The 21,824-nt window shown below is 65.8% G+C and carries 18 protein-coding genes; 13 read left to right on the top strand and 5 right to left on the bottom strand.

Features of this window, described 5'->3' with window-relative positions:
- Positions 1-84 precede the first annotated feature (84 nt).
- Positions 85-2,484 (top strand): EAL domain-containing protein, encoded by a 2,400-nt coding sequence (locus tag IVB46_RS06775; RefSeq protein ID WP_247309195.1) that lies wholly within the window; start codon positions 85-87, stop codon positions 2,482-2,484.
- A gap of 3 nt (positions 2,485-2,487) precedes the next feature.
- Here IVB46_RS06775 and IVB46_RS06770 read toward each other — a convergent pair whose 3' ends face one another.
- Entirely contained in the window at positions 2,488-2,922 is a 435-nt protein-coding gene (locus IVB46_RS06770) for a hypothetical protein (protein WP_028148540.1), read from the bottom strand.
- Positions 2,923-3,001: 79 nt separating this feature from the next.
- On the opposite strand from IVB46_RS06770, the gene IVB46_RS06765 reads away from it, so the two are divergent.
- Positions 3,002-3,589, top strand: a complete 588-nt coding sequence (locus tag IVB46_RS06765) for a hypothetical protein (RefSeq protein ID WP_247309196.1) — start codon at positions 3,002-3,004, stop codon at positions 3,587-3,589.
- Between the two features lie 62 nt (positions 3,590-3,651).
- On the top strand, positions 3,652-4,251 hold the full coding sequence (locus tag IVB46_RS06760) for a YdcF family protein (protein WP_247342331.1): 600 nt from the start codon (positions 3,652-3,654) through the stop codon (positions 4,249-4,251).
- Between the two features lie 70 nt (positions 4,252-4,321).
- On the opposite strand, the gene IVB46_RS06755 is transcribed toward IVB46_RS06760, so the two are convergent.
- Positions 4,322-5,665 carry a PLP-dependent aminotransferase family protein gene (locus IVB46_RS06755; protein ID WP_014493975.1) on the bottom strand — a complete coding sequence of 448 codons (1,344 nt, stop codon included), beginning with the start codon at positions 5,663-5,665 and terminating at the stop codon, positions 4,322-4,324.
- Between the two features lie 185 nt (positions 5,666-5,850).
- On the opposite strand from IVB46_RS06755, the gene IVB46_RS06750 reads away from it, so the two are divergent.
- The gene (locus IVB46_RS06750) at positions 5,851-6,087 is read left to right on the top strand and encodes a DUF1127 domain-containing protein (protein ID WP_071912174.1); all 237 of its coding nucleotides are present in this window, start codon (positions 5,851-5,853) and stop codon (positions 6,085-6,087) included.
- Positions 6,088-6,237: 150 nt separating this feature from the next.
- On the opposite strand, the gene IVB46_RS06745 is transcribed toward IVB46_RS06750, so the two are convergent.
- Positions 6,238-6,663, bottom strand: a complete 426-nt coding sequence (locus IVB46_RS06745) for a universal stress protein (RefSeq protein ID WP_071917342.1) — start codon at positions 6,661-6,663, stop codon at positions 6,238-6,240.
- Positions 6,664-6,723: 60 nt separating this feature from the next.
- A complete protein-coding gene (locus IVB46_RS06740) occupies positions 6,724-7,260 on the bottom strand; it encodes a histidine phosphatase family protein (RefSeq protein ID WP_247309197.1) in 537 nt (178 codons plus the stop codon).
- Between the two features lie 93 nt (positions 7,261-7,353).
- Between IVB46_RS06740 and IVB46_RS06735 the strand changes: the two genes are divergently transcribed.
- From IVB46_RS06735 to IVB46_RS06695, 9 genes are all read left to right on the top strand, one after another.
- A complete protein-coding gene (locus IVB46_RS06735; RefSeq protein ID WP_247309198.1) occupies positions 7,354-8,790 on the top strand; it encodes an FAD-binding oxidoreductase in 1,437 nt (478 codons plus the stop codon).
- 108 nt (positions 8,791-8,898) lie between these two features.
- Entirely contained in the window at positions 8,899-9,411 is a 513-nt protein-coding gene (msrB, locus tag IVB46_RS06730) for a peptide-methionine (R)-S-oxide reductase MsrB (protein WP_247342334.1), read from the top strand.
- Between the two features lie 291 nt (positions 9,412-9,702).
- Positions 9,703-11,982, top strand: a complete 2,280-nt coding sequence (locus IVB46_RS06725; protein WP_247309199.1) for a flagellar hook-basal body complex protein — start codon at positions 9,703-9,705, stop codon at positions 11,980-11,982.
- Positions 11,983-12,016: 34 nt separating this feature from the next.
- Entirely contained in the window at positions 12,017-13,900 is a 1,884-nt protein-coding gene (gene flgK, locus IVB46_RS06720) for a flagellar hook-associated protein FlgK (RefSeq protein WP_247309200.1), read from the top strand.
- 19 nt (positions 13,901-13,919) lie between these two features.
- Positions 13,920-15,794, top strand: coding sequence for a flagellar protein (locus tag IVB46_RS06715; RefSeq protein ID WP_247342337.1), 1,875 nt, complete (start codon positions 13,920-13,922; stop codon positions 15,792-15,794).
- A gap of 72 nt (positions 15,795-15,866) precedes the next feature.
- On the top strand, positions 15,867-16,649 hold the full coding sequence (locus IVB46_RS06710) for a hypothetical protein (RefSeq protein ID WP_247309202.1): 783 nt from the start codon (positions 15,867-15,869) through the stop codon (positions 16,647-16,649).
- Positions 16,639-18,288 carry a hypothetical protein gene (locus IVB46_RS06705; protein ID WP_247309203.1) on the top strand — a complete coding sequence of 550 codons (1,650 nt, stop codon included), beginning with the start codon at positions 16,639-16,641 and terminating at the stop codon, positions 18,286-18,288. Before IVB46_RS06710 ends, IVB46_RS06705 begins: the two co-directional genes overlap by 11 nt.
- A gap of 1 nt (position 18,289) precedes the next feature.
- The gene (locus IVB46_RS06700; RefSeq protein ID WP_247309204.1) at positions 18,290-19,543 is read left to right on the top strand and encodes a hypothetical protein; all 1,254 of its coding nucleotides are present in this window, start codon (positions 18,290-18,292) and stop codon (positions 19,541-19,543) included.
- The gene (locus IVB46_RS06695; protein ID WP_247309205.1) at positions 19,540-21,039 is read left to right on the top strand and encodes an aspartate aminotransferase family protein; all 1,500 of its coding nucleotides are present in this window, start codon (positions 19,540-19,542) and stop codon (positions 21,037-21,039) included. Before IVB46_RS06700 ends, IVB46_RS06695 begins: the two co-directional genes overlap by 4 nt.
- A 79-nt stretch (positions 21,040-21,118) precedes the next feature.
- On the opposite strand, the gene flbT is transcribed toward IVB46_RS06695, so the two are convergent.
- Entirely contained in the window at positions 21,119-21,544 is a 426-nt protein-coding gene (gene flbT / locus IVB46_RS06690; RefSeq protein ID WP_063982266.1) for a flagellar biosynthesis repressor FlbT, read from the bottom strand.
- Between the last annotated feature and the right edge of the window lie 280 nt (positions 21,545-21,824).

Raw genomic sequence — 21,824 nt, 5'->3', positions numbered from 1 at the left:
TTCACCATTCCCGAAACCGGCGCATAGCCGGTTACCGACTGTCCATCTCTGCCGGCTCTAGTGCGGTTGGAATAGGGGCCGGCAATGTATCAAGTTCTTTACTGCCTGACGGATCAGCATGATTGGCGTCTGGTCGCACTCGGCGGAGCGGTATGTCTGCTCGCCAGCGCGGCGGCGATCAGCCTGTTCCACCGCGCGCGTGCGGCGCGCGGGGGAGCTCGCGTATCGTGGGTCGCGCTTGATGCCGTTGTCGCCGGCGGCGGCATCTGGGCGACCCATTTCATCGCGATGCAGGCTTACGGTCCGGGTGCGGGCGGCGCTTACAACATTCCGTTGACGGTCCTGTCGCTGATCTTCGCGATCGCGGTCACCTTCATCGGGCTGAGCATCTCGGTGTCGGTGACGCGGGCGGGCCTGGTTGCGCTCGGCGGCGCCGTCGTTGGTGGCGGCGTTGCCGCCATGCACTACACCGGTATGATGGCGCTCGAGATTCCCGCGCACATCGGCTGGACGACCGGCACAGTGACGGTCTCGATCGTGCTCGGCATCGTCCTCGGGTCGCTTGCCCTGGTCGTTGCAGGGCGCCGCGACAGCCTTGCGGGCGCGCTCGGCGCGACTGTGCTGCTGACGCTTGCCATCGTCTCGCATCATTTCACCGCCATGGGCGCCGTGGAGCTGACGCCGGATCCTGCGGTCGTGATCAGCGGCCTGTCGATCCCGCCGGCCTCATTGTCGATCCTCACCGCCAGCGCCGCCGCTGCGATCATCGCGATCGCGCTCGCGGCGGCTCTGCTCGACCGCCGTGCCAAGGGCGAACTGGGACGCCAGCAGGTCGTGCTGGATACCGCGCTCGAGAACATGTCGCAGGGACTGTGCATGTTCGATGCGGACGGCAAGATCCAGCTCTTCAACGAGCGCTACGCAGCGTTGCTCGGCCGCACCGACATTCCGCTCGCCGGCCGCCTGCTCGTCGACGTGTTGCGGGAGGAGCAGGCCAAGGGCCAGTGGCAGGGCGATGCGGGCGAATTCTTCGCGCGCCTCGTGGTCGACGCGCGCGAGGGCCGCACGACCAGCCAGGTCGTCACCCGGTTGGGTCGCTCCATCCGCGTCGTCAACCAGCCGATGCAGGGCGGCGGCTGGGTCGCGACCTTCGAGGACATCACCGAATGGCTGGAGGCGCAGGCCAAGATCTCGCACATGGCGCGCCATGACGCGCTGACCAATCTGCCGAACCGCGTGCTGTTCCACGAGCAGCTCGAGCAGGGACTGGGCCGGGCGAAGTCGGGCGACCAGCTCGCGGTGCTGTGCCTCGATCTCGATCACTTCAAGGACATCAACGACTCGCTCGGCCATCCCATCGGCGATGCGCTGCTCAAGGAAGTCGGTCGCAGGCTGAAGGCCACTGTCGGCGCGAGCGACACCGTGGCGCGCCTCGGTGGCGACGAGTTCGCCGTGGTCCAGATCGGGCGCTCCGAGGAAGCCGCGGCGCGAGCCCTTGCCGGCCGCCTAGTCGAGGTGATCTCCGCGCCTTACGAGATCCACGACCATCAGATCGTGATCGGCGTCTCGATCGGCATCTCGCTGTCGCCGCAGGACAGCGATAATCCGGACGAGCTGTTGAAGAACGCCGACCTCGCGCTGTACCGCGCCAAGGCGGACGGCCGCGGTACCTATCGCTTCTTCGAGACCGGCATGGATGCGCGCGCGCAGGCGCGGCGGCTGCTGGAGATGGACTTGCGGGCGGCGTTGCTGCGCGACGAGTTCGAGGCGTACTACCAGCCGATCCGCGACGTCGCCAGCGGTCGCGTCGTCGCCTTCGAGGCGCTGTTGCGCTGGAACCATCCGCAGCGCGGCCTGATCGCCCCCATCAACTTCATTCCGGTGGCCGAGGAGACCGGCCTCATCGTCCAGCTCGGCGAGTTCGTGCTGCGCAGCGCCTGCAGTGACGCCGCCACCTGGCCGGACGATGTCGATGTCGCCGTCAACCTGTCGCCGGTGCAGTTCAAGAGTCAGAACCTGATCGCATCCGTGACCGATGCGCTGGCCGCCTCAGGGCTCGCAGCGCGGCGGCTCGAGCTCGAGATCACCGAATCGGTGCTGCTCCAGAACAGCGAGGCGACGCTGACCACCCTGCACGAGCTGCGCGCCATGGGCGTGCGGATCTCGCTCGACGATTTCGGCACCGGCTATTCGTCGCTGAGCTACCTGCGCAGCTTCCCGTTCGACAAGATCAAGATCGACCGCTCCTTCGTGTCGGAGCTTGCGACGCGCGAGGATTCCATGGCGATCATCCGCGCCGTGACCGGCCTCGGGCGCAGCCTCGGCATCGTCACCACGGCGGAAGGCGTCGAGAACGACGCGCAGCTCGAGCTGCTGCGGCGCGAGGGCTGCACCCAGGCGCAGGGCTATCTTTTCAGCAAGCCGCGGCCCGCATCTGATGTCGCGTTGATGCTGAACCGGCCGCGGCTGCTCGCCTCGGCCTGATGTCTAGCCGCGGCGTAGCGCGAAATGCGCGCCGCAAAACGCCATCACGGCGCCAAGACATAGCGCGGCCAGCCCGGCGAGCACGCCCGAGACGGACGGGATCGGGCTCGGCGCCGCGGCCACCTGGCCCGCACCGGCAAGCAGCAGCACGCCGACCGCGATCAGGAATTGCCGCATCCGCTGCGGGATCTGCCCGGAGACGGCGCTTTGCATCAATGTCGCCGTGAAATAGCCGCCGGAGAAACCGACCGTGGCAATCAACCACCAGGCGATCGCTGCGCCCGCGGGTATGAATTCGTGCGTGTCGGAATGCCAGAGCCCGCCGAGATCGAGCCCGTAGCGCGCGCCCAGCATGTGCACCGCGAGCGCGAGCAGCACTCCGGAGATCACGGCAGCGCCGAGAATCAGGCGGCGCGGAAAAAAGGTCGTCTCAGCCATGCCCCGCTTGTAGGATGGGCGAGGGCGATCGCGCAAGCCGATCGCAGGCGGGATTGCGCGGACGGGATTGATTGTGGGGATGCAGGTTTCGGGAGCGCAAGGCCCGTCGGTCACGAGCTACGCCTACAAGGCGTCGCTGATCGGCTCTGCGCATCGTTTCGAGCTGACGGACGCGGGCCTGTCCTGGCACATCGCCGGCCGCTCCGGCCTGTGGCGCTATGACGAGATCTCGGCGATCCGGCTGTCGTTTCGCCCGGTGTCGATGCAGCAGCACCGCTTTCGCGCCGATGTCAGCCACGCCGGCGGCGGCCGCATCAGGATCCTGTCGACGAGCTGGCAGACCGCGGCGCTGATGGCGCCGCAGGACAACGGTTTTCGCGATTTCATCATCGAATTGCACGCACGGATGGCCCAAGCCGGCAGCCGCGCCGAATTGACCGCAGGCCTCGGCCGCAAGACCTATGCGGCGGTGCTGGCCTTCCTGGCGGTGCTGACGGTGGCGATGACGGGGCTTCTGATCCGCGCGCTCATGATCGGGGAGTTCGCCGGCGCCCTGTTCATCATCGGCTTTGCCGCACTGTTCGCCTGGCAGGTCGGCGGCTTCGTGCGGCGCAACCAGCCGCACAGCTACAGCTTTGATCGTGTGCCGAAGGCGTTGCTGCCTTAGGTGCAATCGGCGGCAATCAAACGTGACTTCGCGCTCCTGCGCCGGTGTCGCATCGTGCTGTCATGCCAACCATGGATCGCAACAGGCGCCAGCCTACAGCGGATGAGATCGTCGAAATCAACCGCACGCATCTGATCGATACGCCGCTCCGGCCGGCCGATCTGTTGTTCATGTTCGGCACCCGCGAGGACGTTGGCTTGCGCGCCGACACCGCCGCGAGGCTGTGGCGCGAGGGCCTTTTCCGCTGGTCGATTGTCAGCGGTGGTGTGACGCCGGGCTCGGAGCAATCTGAGTGCACCATCATCAAGGCAGCGATGGTCGCGGCCGGCATTCCCGCGGACCTCATCCTCGAGGAACATCGCGCGATGAACACCGGCGAGAACGTGATCTTCTCGCTGCCGATCATTGATGCGGCGCTTGGGCTGCGAAACATCCGGAGCGTGATCTGCCTCGGCAACACCTGGACGGCGCGCCGCTACCCGATGACGCTGCACCGGCACTGGCCTGAAGCCGAGAAGATGCTGCTCACCGTCGACAGCTTTGCGACGCCGCGCGCGCTCTGGCACACCGATGTCGAGTTTCGCCGGCGTGTCCTGCACGAATGGGACAAGATCGAGCCGTACAAGGCGAGGGGCTTTATCGCGGAATGGCCGGCGGCCTGAGCGGCGAAGGGCCGGATCTTTGTCGCGACGCGTTTTCGAACCGGTATCACTTCGCTCGCAACGCTCTGGCTTACTCAGTCGAGTCGAAATCCTCTTCCTTGGTACCGAGCAGCGACACGAGCGTGCGCAGGCCGGAATCGAGCTGCTCGAGCGAGGGCGGGGCGAGCGCGAGCCGCACCGCGTTCGGTGCGTGTCCATGCGCAATTGCAAACGTCGAGGATGGCGTCAGTGCGATGCCGCGCCGGGCAGCTGCGGCGACGAAGGTCTGCGAGCGCCAGTGCGGCGGCAGTGTCAGCCAGAGATGATAGGAGCGGGCGTCGGCCGCGATCTGGTAGCCGGCAAGCAGCCTTGCCGCGGTCTGCTGCCGGCGCGCAGCGTCGATCCGTTTCAGCCGCGTCAGCTCGGCGACGGTGCCGTCGGCCATCAGCCGCTGCCCGGACGCCAGCGCATGGCCCGAGGCGATCCAGCCGCCGGTCCGGACCGCGCTCATCACGCTCTCGCGCAGATGCGGCGGGGTCACGAGGATGCCGAGCGCGAGGCCGGGTGCGACCTTCTTGGACAGGCTGTCGATCACGATGCAACGGTCCGGCCCGAGCGCTGCCAGCGGCGTGTCGTCGGCGAGGAAGCCGTAGACGGCGTCCTCGATGATGGTGAGATCGAGCTTCTCGGCGACGCGCATGATGTCGGCGCGCCGCGTCGCGTTCATGGTGACGCCGAGCGGGTTCTGGATGATGGGCTGAAGATACAGCGCCGACAGATGCGCTTCGCGATGCGCTTTCTGGATCGCATCGGGACGCGCGCCGTATTCGTCCATCGGAATCGGGACCAGCGTCACGCCGAGCCGGGCCGCGATGCTCTTGACGTAAGGGTAGGTCAGCGCCTCGACACCGCAGCGGCCGCCGGTGGGAACGAGGGCGGCGAGTGCGGCGGCGAGCGACTGCTTGCCGTTGGCGGTGAAGACGATCTGCTCGGCCTGCGGCGTGAAATCCTTGCGCGCGAGATAGGCGACGGCCGCATTGCGCGCGCTCTTGGTGCCGGTGCTGGTCGAGACGCGCAGGGCGGATTCGAGCGCATCGACGCGCTCGAGCCCGGCAAGGCTCTTGGCGATCATCGCCCATTGCTGCGGCAATAACGGATAATTGACCTCGAAATCGATCCGCGCGTCGCGCGGCTCGCTCAACGCCTCGACCTCGCGCTTGATGTCGCCGGAGATGAAGGTGCCGCGGCCGACCTCGCCGACGACGAGCCCGCGGCGAAGCAACTCCGTATAAACCCGGCTCGCGGTCGAGACCGCGATGCCGCGGTCATAGGCAAAGTTGCGCTGTGGCGGCAGCCGGTCGCCGGGCCTTAACGTGCCTTTAGTGATATCGGCCGCAATGGCATCGGCAAGCTTCACGTATTCGAACTTGGACATTATTGCACCGAGAGCAATGTTTTACTTGCTCCGAGTAGTGTACTGGAGCATTTAAGTTCCATCAAGTTCCGCGATTGAGCCGAGGAGAGCGAGAGCAATCTGACGGCAAATGAGGTGCAGGCGCTCACAGCGTCCGCGCCAACGGCACCTGCTTCGCTGCGCGGACAATAGGCCGGAGAAGAAAAATGACCACGATCTCGCAAACTGCCGGGCGGAGTTTACGCCCATCCTCGTCGGGCGGATTTTTCAGCACGCTCGCCAACGTCGCCCATGCGCTGTTCGACCGCCTGGAGCGCCGCTCTGCCGTCAAGACGCTGAACGAGCTCGACGACCACGCCTTGCGCGACATCGGGATCACGCGCAGCCAGATCGAGGACGCCGTCTACGGGCAGTTCAAGGCCGAGCTGACGCGGTATCTGTGAGTTTGTTCGGTCACCACGCCCGCAAGTCCGGGCGTGGTGACAATGCCTCCGCGTCGTCATTGCGAGCGGAGCGAAGCAATCCAGACTGCCACCGCGGAAAGACTCTGGATTGCTTCGCTACGTTCGCAATGACAGCGTTTGTTGTGGCGCTCAGTGCCTGACCACCAGCACCGAGCACTTGGCGTAGCGCACGACGTGCCCGGCATTGGAGCCGAGGAAATAGGTGCGCATCGCCGGCCGGTGCGAGGTCATCACAATCAGGTCGGCCTTCATGTGCATGGCCTCCTCCAGGATCTCATGATAGATGCCGCCCTGTCGCACCACGCTGGAAATGCGCCCCGTCTCGATGCCTGACTCCCGCGCGACGATGGCGAGCGCTTCCTCGGAGGTCTGGCGCTGCTGCTCGTCGAAATCGGCCGGGACGTATTCGGCGAGCATCACCGGCGTCATCGGCAGCACGTTGAGCAGTCGTATCGATCCGCTCCAGGTCTGCGACAGCGTTATCGCGGTCGCGAGCGCCGGCTTGGCCAGATCGGTGTCGGCGAGGTCGATGGGCACGAGGATGGACTTGAACATCTGCGCCTCCCAATTGACCAAGCTGGGATCAACCGGTCGAGACGGCGCGCCCCGCGCGTCTCAACCCGATCGAAGCAGCTTGGGGCTGACGAACAGCACCAGTTTGCCGCGGCGGTAGGCCACGTCACCCCAATCCTTGACGTCAAAGTCGAAGACCGCAAGCCCCGACGTGGGCAGATTGTGAGCGAGCGCCTTGGCGCCGGCCGGATCGCCGCCGCCCATCAGCATCAGCGCGGCCTCGTGCATGCCGGGATTGTGGCCCACCAGCAGCAACTGCTTCGGGTTGGCCGGAACGGTTGCAGTGCGAATGGATTCCAGGATCTGGGCGGGATCGGCGCCGTAGAGTTCGGGCAGGACCTCCACCTGCGGCGCTGCGACGCGGTCCTTCATCGTCTCCCAGGCAGTGTCCCAGGTCTGCCGGGCCCGGACGGCGTGCGACACCAGCACGGCCTTGGGGAAGGGGGGATGGGTGGCGAGCCAATCCCCGATCTGCGCGGCATCCTTGTGGCCGCGGTCGTCGAGGCGACGATCCTGGTCACGGCCGCTCGGCGCGTCAGTCTCGGTCTTGGCGTGACGCAGCAGCATCAAACGGCGCATGGCATTCTCGAATCGTTACGCGTCCAGAATAATCTACAGGCGCCGGTTGAGGACAAGGTGACAAGGGCCCGATCGGTCCTTTAAGGAAACGACATGAGCGAGACTTTCACAAGCGTATCCCAGGAAGAAGCCGGCTTTCGTGAACGCACGCGACTGTCGTTTGATCTCGACGCCGACATCTGCGTGATCGGGGCCGGGCTTGCCGGGCTCTCCATCGCGCTGGAGGCAGCCCGGCTCGGAGCCAGCGTCGCGGTGCTCGAGGGCCGCCATATCGGCTGGAACGCCTCCGGAAACCAGCTCGGCACAGTGATGCCTGGCTTTGCGCTGCCGCTCGCCGATTTGATCGAGCGCATCGGCTTCGAGGACGCGCGCGAATTGTGGACACTGGCGAAGGAGGGCGCCGAGTTCGTCCGGGCCAACGCCACCGAAGAGAACATGCCCGGCATTGGCCCGAGCGATGGCGTGCTGGAGGTCTCCAACGTCGATGCCGGCGACCGGCTGATCAGCCGGTTGCAGGTGCTCCACGAGGATTTCGACACGGAGGTCGAGGGCTGGCAGGTGGATCGCGTCCGCGAGGCGCTCAAGACCGACCGTTACTTCCACGGCGTCTATTATCCCCGGGCATTCCAGCTCGACGGCCGCAAATATGTGCACGGCCTCGCAGCGCTGGCGCGGCGAGCGGGAGCGCGCATATTCGAGGATACGCCGGTCGTCAGCATCGATCATTCCGGCATCCGCAAGCGCATCGTCACGCCCTCGGCGCGGCTGCGCGCCACCCACATCGTGCTCGCCGGCAACATCCACCTCGGAGCGCCCTTGAGGCGCCTGTCGGAGACGCTGCTGCCGGTCTGGCGCTATGCCGGGATTACCGCGCCGCTCGGCGAGCGCGTGCACGAGATCGTGGCGTTCACGGGATCGGTGATGGATTCCGACGGGGTCGACCATTTCCGTGTCGTCGACGGCGACCGCCTGATGTGGGAAAGCCCCGAGACCACCTGGGCCGCGCGTCCGCAGCGCTTTGCGGGCGCGGTCAGGCGGCGGATCAGATCGATTTTCCCCCAGTTCGGCGATGTCGAGATCACCGACATGTTCGGCGGCGTCACCGGCCAGACCGTGCACGGCATGCCGCAGATCGGCCAGTTGCGCAAAGGCCTGTGGGTGGCGAGCGGGTTCGGCCGCCAGGGCATGAACACCTCGGCCATGGCCGGGCAGCTGATCGCGCGCAGCATTTTGTGGGGTGACGAGCGCTGGAAGCTGTTCTCGCCGTTCGAGCTGGTCTGGGCGGGCGGCACGACCGGGCGGGTCGCGGGCCAATTGGTGGGAGTTTGGGGCAGGGCGAGTTCCGCCGCCGCAGGCTCGCTCGCCCGCTACCGCGAGCGTGCGCGGGTCAAGGACCGGGAACGCGAGGCGCGCCTCGCTGAAGCCAACCGGGCCGCCGGCACTGGTCCTCGCCGTCCGCCGCCCGGCGTCCGGCCGCGGCCGACCCCTCCGCCGAAACCTATGGCCGAGGATGTGGAACCGGCCTCGTAGGACCAGGGTGTCTCGCGATAAGTTGAGAAAAACCCCGCCCGGACGTGTAACGTCGGCCGTTAGAGCCCGTATCTCAGAGCGTGGACTCCCCCGCGCACGGAGAATCAGATGTTTGACCGCCGCATCCTGCTGACAACTGTTGCCGGCCTGTTCGGCCTTTCGGCCTTCCGCTGGTTGAGAGGAACGCCCGCCGAGGCTGGAGAGAAGGCCGCGCAAAAATTCGAGATCGAGAAGACGGACGCCGAGTGGCGCGCCCAGCTCACCCCGCAGCAATATGAAATCCTCCGTAAGGAGGGCACCGAGAGGCCAGGCTCCAGCCCGCTGCTCAAGGAACACCGCAAGGGCATCTTCGCCTGCGCCGGCTGCGACCTGCCGCTGTTCGCATCCGACACCAAGTTCGAGAGCGGCACGGGTTGGCCGAGCTTCTACCAGCCGATCGAAGGCAATGTCGGCAAGACGGAGGACCGTACCTTCGGCATGGTGCGCACCGAAGTGCATTGCCGGCGCTGCGGCGGCCATCTCGGCCACATCTTCGACGACGGTCCGAAGCCGACCGGATTGCGCTATTGCATCGACGGTTTCGGGCTCGTCTTCCACCCGGCCGCCGCGTCGGCAACGTAGGTCTCGCTGGAGTCATTCCGGAGCGATGCGTGATCATCGAATCCGGAATCTCGAGCTTCTCAGGTGCGCAATTGCGCACCTGAGTTCGGTGCTGCGGGCCGCCCCGGAATGACCCGATGCCCCGGCAATTGTTGCCGGCCCGGCAATTGTGCCCCGGTCATCGGACCGGGGCCTTCCCATTCAAGTCATTGATTTCCTGAGAATACCCGCATTGGCATAGCCCTTGCGACTGTCTCTTCCGACTGCGGCCATGGTCGACCGGCCGCCGAGATCGGATCTGGAGACAAAGTTATGGGTATCTTCGATGCAATGAACACCTCGGTGGGTGGCCTGCAGGCGCAGTCCTACGCGCTGCAGAACATTTCAGGCAACATCGCGAACTCATCCACCACCGGTTACAAGGGCATCGGCACCAGCTTCGTCGATCTCATCCCCGACGCCTCGGTCCCGAGCAAGCAGGTCGCGGGCGGTGTGACGGCCAACGCCAAGGCGACCATCACCACCCAGGGTACGATCTCGTCCTCCTCCGTCGCGACCAACATGGCGATCACCGGCGACGGCTTCTTCTCGATCCAGAAGGCGACTAACGTCGTCGACAACTTGCCGCAGTTCAGCGGCGTCACCTACTACACCCGCCGCGGCGACTTCCAGCTCAATTCCAACGGCAATCTCGTCAATGGCGCCGGCTACTACCTGATGGGTGTCACGGTCGACCCCAAGACCGGCAACCCGACCGGCAATGTGGCGTCCGTCCTGAAATTCCAGAACAACTTCATCCCGGCACAGGCGACAACCTCGATCCAGTACGCCGCGAACCTGCCGAGCGTGCCGAACACGGGGGCGAGCTCGACCGCGGCGAGCGGCACGCTGCTGGCGGCCGGCGGCCTGAACCCGTCCGATTTCGCCGCCAACCCGCTGATCGTCGGCACGCCGCCGCCGCCCTATTCGAATGCGACGGTCTCCGGCGCGGCGGCCACCGGCAATCTGCGCTCGGCCTATACGGCGACGACCGCTACTGGCTCGGTGGCACTGCTGGACAGCGCTTCGGCGGTGGCAACTGGCAGCACGTCTCTCGATGCGGGCTTGGCCACGCATCTCAACACCAGCCTTCTCACCAACCTGGCCGGCAAGTCGTTGACGGTCAACGGCCAAACAATCAACTTCGACAACACCGTCTCGGGCGTTTCGACGGTTGCGGGCCCCCCGGCGGTCACTACGGTTGGTCTGAAGTCGCCCACCAGCGCACTGATGTCGGATGTCCTCAGCGCGATCGCGTCTGGAGCCGGCGTTCCCGCCTCCAGCGTGACTATGAATGCCAGCGGCAACATCCAGATCACGACCAGCACCACGGCCGACGTGACGATCGGCGGCACTGCGGCAGGATTGCTCGGCGTCAGCAGCGTGACGCGCGGCGGTAACGTGCTGTCCACTCCCGCGATTACGAGTGGTACACAGCTCGGCGGCACCGCGACGCCCGGCGGGGCGGAAGTCCTCTCGACGCCCTTCGTGGTCGGCAACACGATCCAGGTCAACGGCACGGGAGCTGCCAATACGATCACCTTCGTGGCCTCCGGCGCTACCCCTCCGAACCAGATCAACATCACCGACTCCATAGCGACTCTGCTCAGCCAGATCGACACGCTCAGCGGAGCGAGCGGTTCTTCGATCAGCAACGGCGTGATCACCCTGAATACCGGTATCGCCAATCCCACCTTGACGGTGACGAGCCCCAACAACAGCAGCGCCTTCGCCGCGCTCGGCTTCACGTCGTCCATCTCCAAGAACCGCGGCGGTGGCGGCACTGCCGGCACCGGCGGCGTGATCGGCAACGACATCGCCACGTTCACCAAGGAATCGATCAGCGGCGGTGCGGTCACCGCCTACAACGCCGCGGGCACGCCGGTGAACCTGCAGCTGCGTTGGGCCAAGACCGACAGCGCCTCGCTGGGCACCGGCCATTCCGACACCTGGAACCTGTTCTACCAGACCGATCCGAATGCGACCGGCACGACGGTCGGCTGGGTCAACACCGGGCAGGCCTTCACCTTTGCTAGCGACGGCTCGCTGACCTCGCCGAGCGGATCGGGCATCACCATCAACAACGTCAGCGTCGGCGGCCAGTCGCTCGGCTCGGTCGCCTTCAACATGTCCTCGGGCGGGCTGACGCAATATGCCAGCACCAGCGGCGCGGTGACGATCAACACCATCACGCAGAACGGCTACGCCGCCGGTCAGCTCCGCTCGGTTGCCGTCAACAACAGCGGCCTCGTGGTCGGCACCTTCTCCAACGGCCAGAACCTCAACCTCGCCCAGGTGACGCTGTCGCACTTCAACGGCACCAATTACCTCAAGGCCCTCGACGGCGGCGCCTACGCCGCGACCGAACAGTCGGGCACAGCGATCGACGGCGCGTCGGGCAGCATCAGCGGCTCGTCGCTGGAAGGCTCGAACACCGACATCGCCGACGAATTCACCAAGCTGATCGTGACCCAGCAGGCCTATTCGGCCAACACCAAGGTGATCACGACAGCGAATTCGATGGTGCAGGATCTCTTGAACGTGTTGCGCTGATCGGCGCGTGACGTAACCAAAGGCGGCTAGTGATATGGGTTTGAGTTCAGCCCTCGCCAGTGCGATGAGCGGTCTGCGTGCCAACCAGGCCGCGCTCTCGATCGTCTCCTCGAACGTCGCCAACTCGCAGACGCCGGGTTACGTCGTCCAGAGGCCGAACCAGATCGAGGTCACCACCGGCGATTTCGGCTCGACGGCGATGACGACCGGCGTCAGCCGGGAGCTCGACACCTTTGTGCAGAACCAGCTGCGCACCGAGACCGGCGGCAGCGGTTACGCCGACCAGATGGCCAACATCCTGAAGCAGCTTCAGAGTGTCTACGGCACGCCCGGCAACAGCGGCACGCTCGAAACCGCGCTGAACAAATTCACCACGGCGTTGCAGGCGCTGTCGACCAGCGCCGGCTCGTCGTCGGCGCAGACGGTTGCCCTCGGCGCGGCGCAGGCGTTGGCGAAGCAGCTCAACGTCACCACCAACGGCATCCAGTCGCTGCGCTCCAACGTCGAGCAGGATCTCGGCACCTCGGCACAGCAGGCCAACGCGGCGATGCAGCAGGTCGCCGACATCAACACCAAGCTTCAGGGCTTGTCGGCAAACGACCCGTCCGCCGCGACGCTGATGGACCAGCGCGACCAGGCCATCAACACGCTGTCGAAATATGTCGACGTTCGCGTCACCACCGACGGTTCGAACCAGGCCAATATCTACACCACGACAGGCATCCAGCTCGTCGGCGCCGGGCTCGCCTCGCAATTCACCTTTGCCTCCGCCGGCGCGCTGTCGGCGACCTCGCTCTACAACGCCGACCCGGCCAAGTCGGGCGTCGGTGCGCTCAACATCAAGCTGCCGAACGGCTCGCAGCTCGACGTCGTCGCCAACAACGTGGTCTCCTCCGGCCAGATCGCGGCTGATCTCAAGCTGCGCGACCAGACGCTGGTGCAGGCGCAGAACCAGATCGACCAGCTCGCCGCGACGATGTCGAGCGCGCTGTCCGACAAGACCACGGCCGGCAGCACGGTGTCCGGCCCGCCGGCCGGATTCGATCTCGACCTTGCCGGTGCGCAGCCGGGCAATACGGTCAACATCACCTACAAAGACACGGCGACCAACACCCAGCGCCAGATCACGCTCGTCAACGTGACCGATCCGGCGGCGCTGCCGCTCCAGAACGCCACCAATGCCAACCCGATGCGGGTGGGCGTCAATTTCTCCGGCGGCATGAATGCGATCGCCGCTGCGCTCAACACCGCGCTCTCAGGTTCGCACCTGACGTTCTCCGCCGCTCCGTCGCCGGCGACGGCCACGACGCTGCGGGTGACCGATGACAATACCGGCCTTGCCCAGGTCAATTCGGCCTCGACCACCAAGACGATCTCGTCGCTGACCTCGGGCAGCCCGCAGCTGGCGGTGTTCACCGACGGCGGGCAGGCGCTCTACACCGGTGCGATCACCGCCTCGGGCTCGCAGATGACCGGCCTTGCCGGGCGCATCGCCGTGAACACGCAGCTGGTCAGCGATCCCACGCGGCTGTCCGTCTACAACACGTCGCCGGTGACGCCCGCCGGCGACACCACGCGCTCGGACTATCTCTATTCGCAGCTCACCAATGCGGTGTTTTCCTATTCGCCGACGACCGGCCTCGGCTCGGCGAACCAGCCCTTCACCGGCAGCGTCTCGAACTACCTCCAGCAGTTCCTGAGCGTCCAGGCCAACGCCTCGACCCAGGCCACCCAGCTCCAGCAGGGCCAGAGCGTCGTGGTCTCGACGCTCCAGGCCAAGTTCGACTCGACCTCCAGCGTCAATCTGGACTCGGAGATGTCGAACCTGATCCAGCTTCAGAATGCCTATGCCGCCAACGCCCACGTCATGTCGGTGGTGCAGAGCATGATGAACACGTTGATCCAGGCTCAAGTGTAACCAGTACAGGTTCTGAAAGATGTCGATCAGCAGCATCAACTACTCTTCGTCGGTCCTCGGCGCGCAGATCCGCAACATCAATCAGCAGCTCACCGACCTGTCGACGCAGCTCGCGACCGGCAAGCTGTCGCAGAACTATTCCGGGATGGGCACCAACGAGGGCTTTGCGATCGCCGGGCGCTCGCAGCTCTCCAACATCGCCGCCTATACCGACACGATCACGAACGTGAACGTGAACATCAACCTCGCCAATACCGCGCTCCAGTCGCTCACGACGATCCGCAACACGGTGCAGACCGGCTCCGCAAGCACCGCGCAGGATCTCAACGTCAACGGACAGACCGTCGTGCAGAACACAGCCGCTTCGCAGTTCGGTTCGATGGTCGGCGTTCTCAACACGCAGTCGGGCAACCGCTATCTGTTCTCCGGGACGGCGTTCAACACGCAGTCGGTTGCCAATGCCGGCGACATCATCAACGGCACGACCACGCAGGCGGGCTTCAAGACCGTCATGGCGGAACGCCAGGCCGCCGACCTCGGTGCCAACGGCATGGGACGGCTGGTGCAGACGCAGCCGACGCCGAGCTCGGTGCGGGTATCCGAGGACGTCGCCGGATCGCCGTTCGGAATGAAGATCGCGGCGGTGTCCTCGACGCTGACGGGTGCGACGGTCACCGGCCCGAGCGGCTCGCCGGTGTCGTTCTCGGTCGATCTCAACGGCCTCAACCCGAACGATGGCGACAAGCTGAGCGTCCAATTCACGCTGCCGGACGGCACCACCGGGCAGGTCGACCTGACCGCGTCCACGGCCACGCCAACGCCGATCGGCAGCTTCGCGATCGACGCGACGACTCCCGGCAACACCGCCACGAATCTTAACACGGCATTGAACACCGCGATCACGAAGCTCGCCAACACCTCGCTTGTCGCGGCATCCGCGATCACGGCCGGCGACAATTTCTTCAACACCGCAAGCTCCGCGATCGGTGCGCCCGTCAACAACCAGGCGGCCCCGCCGGCTCCGATCAGCGGAGCAACGGCGCTGTCCGGCGCGAGCCCCTCGAACTCGATCTCGCCGGGCTTCGGCGCCGGTGACACCATCACCGTGAACGGCACCACGCTGACCTTCGTTAATTCGGGCGCGACCGGCAACCAGCTCAATGTCGGCGACAGCATCCAGACGCTGATGAGGAAGATCGACCAGATCACGGGCACGTCGAAGCCTTCGACCGTGCATGGCGGCTCGATCACGATCAACACGGACGACGCGGCGAGCCTCAACATCACGACCTCGAACTCGGGCGCACTCAACGCGCTCGGCTTCGGCTCGACGCCGGTCACCGCGACGCAGCCGCCATTGCGCGTCGGTTCTTCACCGGCGAGTTCGGCGACGACGCTGGTCAACGGATCGGCCAATACCGTGAAATGGTACACCGGCAATGACGGGCCCGGCTCGCCGCGCTCCACGGCGATGGCGCGGGTCGATGATTCGGTCACGGTGCAATATGGCGCGCAGGCCAACGAGGACGCGATCCGCCAGCAATTGCAGGCGATCGCCGTGTTCGGGACGTTCTCGACCTCGCCGACCAGCCAGTATGCGGGCGGGCAGGTCTCCGCGCTGAGCCTGCGGGTGACGCAATCGCTGACGAAGCAGCCCGGCCAGCAGCATATCGAGGACATCCAAACGGACCTCGCGATGGCCCAGAACACGATGAAGGACGCAGGCACGCGCCAGACCCAGGCCAAGGCGCAGCTCCAGTCCATCATCGACCAGGCGGAATCGGCCTCGCCGGATCAGGTGGCGAGCGAGCTCTTGTCGCTCCAGAATGCGCTTCAGGCGTCCTACCAAGTTACCTCGAAACTCGCGCAGCTGTCGCTCGTCAAGTTCCTGTAACGGCGCATTAAGACGCCGTTAACCATGCCTCTTTACCTTTTGGTGAGGAGTTGAGCGGGGCGGGGGCCGTCGATGTCGGACAAGATGCAGCTGGTGGTGGCCACGCCGTGCTTCGGCGGGCAGGTCTCGAGCATTTATGCGAGCTCGATCTTCGCGCTCCAGCGCGCCGTGCACGGCATGTCCAATCTCGAGCTCAAGGTGCTCTTGCGCGACGGCGATGCGCTGATCACGCGCGCGCGGGCCAATCTGGCCGCGATGTTCCTCGACGATCCAAAAGCGACCCATTTCCTGTTCATCGACGCCGATATCGGCTTCAAGCCCGAGCAGGTGTTCCGGCTGATCGAATGCGGCGCGGATGTCGTCGCCGGCTGTTATCCGATCAAGCGGGTCAATTGGGACAAGGCGAGGCGGGCGATCGAGTCCGGCCGCACGGATGTGCCGGCGGCCGCGCTCGATTATGTGCTCGAGATCGAGGATCCCGACCGCATCGTGGTGGTCAACGGTTTTACCCGCGTGCGCTACGCCGGCACCGGCTTCCTGATGATCCGCCGCCACGTGCTGGAGGCGATGTGCCGCCATCCCAACTATGCCGGCCTGCAATTCTTCCGTGAGCATTCGCACGACACGCTGGCGGCGAGCCAGAACCGCTTCGCGCTGTTCGAATGCATGATCGATCCGGCGACGGGAACTTATCTTTCCGAGGACTTCGCCTTCTGCAAGCGCTGGACCGACATCGGCGGCGAGATCTGGGCCGACATCGAGAGCTCGCTGGATCACGTCGGGCCGTCGGTGTTCCACGGCGACATCGCCTCGCAATTCGCAGCCGCGCCCGCGGCAGCTGCCGATGCGGCGTGAGCCTTCCGGGATGAGCGCCGGCGCATCCGGTCTGTCAGTCCCCGAGCGCACATTCGACGGCGGCTCGCGCTACCGCCTGCGCGATCTCTTCACGCCATTGGACACGCTGCTCGTCTCCGGCGGAGATCCGCGGCTGGCGCTCGACGCAGAGGATCGCGTCAACGCCTATGGCTGCGCAGCCTCGCCGGAACCGGAGATCTGGAATTTCGCCTCCTCGACGGCATCGACGATCTCGCAACTCGCCTATGACCGCGCCGCGCTGGCGCGCGAAGAGCTGATGCACAGGTGCCTGTTCGACGAGGTCGAGATCGCCTTCGATGCGCGCTGCGAGGACATGCGCGAGGAGTTGCGCGGCCATCTCCAGCTCTCGCCGCGCGTCGACGTCGTGTTCTCGCCGTCCGGGACGGATTCTCAGCTCCACGCCCTGTTCCTGGCGCGTGCGGTGCTCGGCGCCCCGCCAGTGACGATCGTGGTCGGTGCCGACCAGACCGGTAGCGGCACGGCCCATACCGCGCGCGGTCACCATTTCAGCTCCATGACGGCGAGCGGCCTTGCCGTGCGCAAGGACGGCGCGGTTGCCGGACTCGCCGGCGCCAGCGTGACGTTGCCGCTGCTTCGGGCCGGGCCCGGGATCGCGATGCGCGCCGACACCGATGCCGCGGTGCTGGGTGCGATCGAAGCGACGATCGCGCAAGGTGCGCCCGTGCTGCTTCAGATCATGGATTCCTCGAAGCTCGGCTGGCACGCGCCGAGCGTGGCCTGTCTCGACGAGATCGCGCGGCGCTGGCCGCGCAAGGTTCAGGTCGTCGTCGACGCCTGTCAGGCGCTGCTCGGCCGCCGCCGGCTGCGCACCTATCTCGACCGCGGCTATATGGTGCTGATCACCGGCTCGAAATTCTTCGGCGGCCCTGCCTTCAGCGGCGCGCTGCTGGTGCCGAAAGGGTTTTCGCGGTCGCTCGACCGGATAGAGGGGATTGCGCCGGGCTTCTTCGACTATGCCGGCCGCTGCGATTGGCCGATGGCCTGGACGGCGCTGCGCTCACGCTTCGAGCGCCGGCCGAATTTCGGACAATGGCTGCGCTGGGAGGCGGCGCTCGCGGAGATCGGCAGCTACTACGCCGTGCCCGGAGCTTTCCGCGTCAGGGCGCTGGCCGAGCTTGCCGCCGGCATCGACGGCATGATTGCGCTGTCGCCGTCGCTTCAACCCGTTCCAACGGCGACCGAGAAGACTGCCGGGGACGACGAGGAGTTCGCGCACGCCACGATCTTTCCGTTCATGCTGCTGCGCGACGGCAAGCCGGTCTCGATTGCCGAGACCGGCGCCGTCCACCGGGCGCTGCGGCGTGACATGAACGTGGAGATCAGCGGCAGCGCGGCGGACCGGCAGATCGCCGTCCAGCGTAGCCTGATCGGCCAGCCGGTCCGGCTGGAGCGGCAGGACGATGCGCCGCAAGCCGTGCTGCGCCTCTGCGTCGGCGCCCGGCTCGTGACCGAGGCCTGGTCGCCGGATATGGCGCAGGCACGACGCAATGTGCAGCACCTGCTTGATCGCATCGCTCATGTCCTGGTGAAGATTGAGCTGCTGCTTGACCGCGGCGCAGCCGCAACCGCGCCGGAAAAGTCCGCCTTCGAGGTATGAGATGCAGCATCCAGTTTCCGCGCCGATCGGCGTGACCGTGCCGAACTATGCCGACCGCATCGGCTTTGCGCAGCTGACGCGCCAGGCGTTCGAAGGTGTCGATCTGCAGCCACTGCGCGATCAGCTCGTCACGCGGATCACGGAAGGAGCAGCGCACGCGGGCGAAGGCCTTGACCTATCGCTGATCGTCCAGCTACTCGGCGACAAGGCGGCGGGGCTGGCGATCCAGTCGGAGGTGCTGACCTTCCATCAATTGTTTCGCACGCCCGCTGCGGCTCCGAAGCCCGGCTTGCGCGTGCTCGCCCTTGCGGCCGACATCGACATGGGCGGCAACACGCCGATCGAATTCCTGCTCGAAGGCTCCGATTTCGAGCTGCTGACACTCTATGTGACCAAGGATGTCGGCTTGCCTGAAACGTTGCCCGATCACGACGTTGCCATCGTGGTTGCATCCGATTCCGAGGAATGCCGGGAAACGCTCGCCCTGATCGAAAAGGCTGCGCCGCACTGGCCGCGTCCGCTGCTCAATCGCCCCGATCTCATCGGCAACCTCGATCGCGACAAGCTGTATCGGCTGCTGGCGGGCATCGCTGGTCTCGAGATTCCATCAACCATCCACGCGACGCGCGCGCAATTGACGGATCTCGCGCAGGGCCGGGTCGCTTGCGAGGACATCGCCGGCGAATTACGCTTTCCGATGATCGCGCGGCCGCGCGGCACGCATGCCGGTGTCGGGCTCGCGAAGCTCGACGATGCGCCGGCACTCGCGGCCTATCTCTCCGAGCGCGAGGAGCAGGATTTCTTCGTCGCGCGCTTCGTCGATTATGCGAGCCCCGACGGGCTCTATCGCAAATATCGTCTCGCCATGGTCGACGGCAAGCCCTACGCCTGCCACATGGCGATCGCCGATCGCTGGGACATCTGGTATCTCAACGCCTACATGGCGTTCAGCGAGGAGAAGCGGGCTGAAGAGGCCGTCTTCATGCTGGACTTCGACCACGCCTTCGCCGCGCGCCACAAGGCCGCGCTCGACGAGATGAGCCGGCGCGTCGGCCTCGATTATTTCATCGTCGATTGCGCCGAGAACCAGAACCGCGAGCTGCTGGTCTTCGAAGCCGACAACACCGCCGTCGTGCACAACATGGATCCGCCGGTCGTGTTTCCGTACAAGCCGCCGCAGATGCTCAAGATCTTTGCCGCGTTCACGGCGATGCTGTCGCGGCACGCAGGAGAGGGCAAGGCGAGCGCAGCATGAACGAGATCATCCGCAACGCGCAAAGCTCCGTCGCGCAGGCTTCGCTCGATCCGCAGGACTGGAGAGAATTTCGCACGCTCGCCCATCGCATGCTGGACGAGACGATCGACGGCATCGCCAATGTTCGCGCGCGGCCGGTGTGGCAGCCGATTCCCGACGGCATCCGCGCGGCATTGAAGGCCGACGTGCCGCGCGAGGCGAGCGGCCTTGCCGATGTCTATCGCGAATTCGCCGAGCATGTCGCACCATATGCGACCGGCAATGTCCATCCCGGGTTCATGGGCTGGGTGCATGGCGGCGGCACCGCGGTCGGCATGCTCGCGGAGATGCTCGCAGCTGGCCTCAATGCCAATCTCGGCGGGCGCGATCACATGCCGATCGAAGTCGAGCGCCAGATCGTCGCGTGGATGCGGCGCCTGTTTGATTTCCCGGAGACTGCGAGCGGCATCTTCGTCACGGGCACGTCGATGGCCAATTTGATGGCGGTGCTGGTGGCGCGCACCGCTGCGCTCGGGACGCTGGCGCGGCAGCACGGCATCGGCAATGACGGCGCGCTGCTCACGGCCTACACGTCGCGGGCCGCGCATGGCTGTGTCTCCAGGGCGATGGACATCGCCGGGCTCGGCACCGATGCGCTGCGCAAGATCGATGTCGATGCCGATCATCGCATCGACGTCGCCGCGCTACGCGCGCAGATCGCTGTCGACCGCGAGGTCGGCTTCAAGCCGTTTCTCGTCGTCGCTTCCGCCGGCACGGTCGATATCGGCGCGATCGACGACCTCAAGGCCATCGCTGCGCTGTGCCGCGAGGAAGGAATCTGGTTTCACGTCGATGGCGCCTTCGGGGCGCTCGCGATCTTCTCGCCCGAGCTCGCGCCCATGCTAGGCGGCATCGAGCTCGCCGATTCCATTGCGCTCGACTTCCATAAATGGGGGCAGGTGCCCTACGACGCCGGCTTCCTGCTGGTGCGCGACGGCGAGCAGCACCGGCGGGCCTTTGCGCAGCCCGCGGCCTATCTGCGCCGCGAGGCGAGGGGCCTTGCGGCGGGTGCAGTCTGGCCCTGCGATCTCGGCCCCGACCTGTCGCGCGGCTTCCGCGCGCTGAAGACCTGGTTCACGCTGAAGACGTTCGGCACCGACCGGCTGGGTGCGGTGATCGCGCGAAGCTGCGCGCTGGCGAAGTATCTGGAGACGCGCGTGCTGGCCGAGCCGCGGCTGGAATTGCTGGCACCGGTGAACCTCAACATCGTCTGCTTCCGCTACCGCGCCGACGATGCGGTCAATCGCGAGATCGTCGCCGATGTCCAGGAGTCCGGCGTTGCGGCGCCCTCGAGCACGACGCTGGACGGCAGGTTCGCGATCCGCGCTGCCATCGTCAATCACCGTACCGACGAGACGGACATCGACGCGCTTGTGGCCGCGGTGCTGGAGTTCGGCGCGCGGCGGACCGGCGGTGGTCTGATTGAGGTCGAGGCGCCGCCGCTGGCGGCGCAGTGACCAAGCATGCAGCCCAAACGACAACGGCCCCGGAGATGATCCGGGGCCGTTGTCGTTTGGGCAGGCTGATGCGTGCCGATCAGGCGGCCGAGCTGACGTCGCCCTTGGGATGCGTCGCTTGGTACTGGTCCCGCAGCTTCTCTTCATAGGCGATCAGCTTGCGGGCATCCTTCAGCGCCCGGTAGAGATCGCCGCTCATGATGTTGTTGTTGATGCTTTCGATGATCGGCCAGGCGCTCGGCACCGCGGTGACGATGTCGCGCACCAGGTTGAAGTAGGTGCCGTGCTGGCTCTGCGGATCCGGCGAGATGTACATGAGCTGGACCGCGAGATAGACGAGCTTGGCCGGCGTGTCGGCGGTCTCCGGCGTGAGGATGTCGCGCTCGCGCAGGATCGGCACGTTCTCGCCGTCGATCAGGAGGCGGGCGCGCTGGTCGGTGTTGGTGATCACCGAATTGCCGACGATGATGCGTTCATGCGGTTTGAGCTCAACCTTGAGAGCCATGCCTGTTCTCCATCAACCCTTTTACAACGATCCGTCGCGGCGTTCGTGCGATGAGGGCGGTCGTTCGTGATTTGGAGCCGATCCTTGCGCAACATGGTTAACAGGTCGTAAACGACGGCGTCGGGGACGGAAAATGCAACAATTTCAAGGCCGATAGCGGCATGTCCTGCCGTCGGCCGCGGCCTCGAAGGGGGCTTCCGGCGTCGCGGCGAAAAAAGTGCGGGTTTCATTTCACGGATTGTTAGAGGCTTGGACGCACGGTCCGGCGGTCGTCTGATCA

The organism is Bradyrhizobium sp. 61 (assembly GCF_023073075.1).
Classification (GTDB): Bacteria; Pseudomonadota; Alphaproteobacteria; order Rhizobiales; family Xanthobacteraceae; genus Bradyrhizobium; species Bradyrhizobium barranii.
Note: the sequence above shows the minus strand (reverse complement) of the source record. Positions and strands in the feature narration are given on the sequence as shown.

Coding starts and splice junctions, on each gene's coding strand:
- IVB46_RS06775 (WP_247309195.1), top strand. CDS start 85: ATGTATCAAGTTCTTTACTGCCTGACGGATCAGCATGATTGGCGTCTG.
- IVB46_RS06770 (WP_028148540.1), bottom strand. CDS start 2,922: ATGGCTGAGACGACCTTTTTTCCGCGCCGCCTGATTCTCGGCGCTGCC.
- IVB46_RS06765 (WP_247309196.1), top strand. CDS start 3,002: ATGCAGGTTTCGGGAGCGCAAGGCCCGTCGGTCACGAGCTACGCCTAC.
- IVB46_RS06760 (WP_247342331.1), top strand. CDS start 3,652: ATGCCAACCATGGATCGCAACAGGCGCCAGCCTACAGCGGATGAGATC.
- IVB46_RS06755 (WP_014493975.1), bottom strand. CDS start 5,665: ATGTCCAAGTTCGAATACGTGAAGCTTGCCGATGCCATTGCGGCCGAT.
- IVB46_RS06750 (WP_071912174.1), top strand. CDS start 5,851: ATGACCACGATCTCGCAAACTGCCGGGCGGAGTTTACGCCCATCCTCG.
- IVB46_RS06745 (WP_071917342.1), bottom strand. CDS start 6,663: ATGTTCAAGTCCATCCTCGTGCCCATCGACCTCGCCGACACCGATCTG.
- IVB46_RS06740 (WP_247309197.1), bottom strand. CDS start 7,260: ATGCGCCGTTTGATGCTGCTGCGTCACGCCAAGACCGAGACTGACGCG.
- IVB46_RS06735 (WP_247309198.1), top strand. CDS start 7,354: ATGAGCGAGACTTTCACAAGCGTATCCCAGGAAGAAGCCGGCTTTCGT.
- msrB (WP_247342334.1), top strand. CDS start 8,899: ATGTTTGACCGCCGCATCCTGCTGACAACTGTTGCCGGCCTGTTCGGC.
- IVB46_RS06725 (WP_247309199.1), top strand. CDS start 9,703: ATGGGTATCTTCGATGCAATGAACACCTCGGTGGGTGGCCTGCAGGCG.
- flgK (WP_247309200.1), top strand. CDS start 12,017: ATGGGTTTGAGTTCAGCCCTCGCCAGTGCGATGAGCGGTCTGCGTGCC.
- IVB46_RS06715 (WP_247342337.1), top strand. CDS start 13,920: ATGTCGATCAGCAGCATCAACTACTCTTCGTCGGTCCTCGGCGCGCAG.
- IVB46_RS06710 (WP_247309202.1), top strand. CDS start 15,867: ATGTCGGACAAGATGCAGCTGGTGGTGGCCACGCCGTGCTTCGGCGGG.
- IVB46_RS06705 (WP_247309203.1), top strand. CDS start 16,639: ATGCGGCGTGAGCCTTCCGGGATGAGCGCCGGCGCATCCGGTCTGTCA.
- IVB46_RS06700 (WP_247309204.1), top strand. CDS start 18,290: ATGCAGCATCCAGTTTCCGCGCCGATCGGCGTGACCGTGCCGAACTAT.
- IVB46_RS06695 (WP_247309205.1), top strand. CDS start 19,540: ATGAACGAGATCATCCGCAACGCGCAAAGCTCCGTCGCGCAGGCTTCG.
- flbT (WP_063982266.1), bottom strand. CDS start 21,544: ATGGCTCTCAAGGTTGAGCTCAAACCGCATGAACGCATCATCGTCGGC.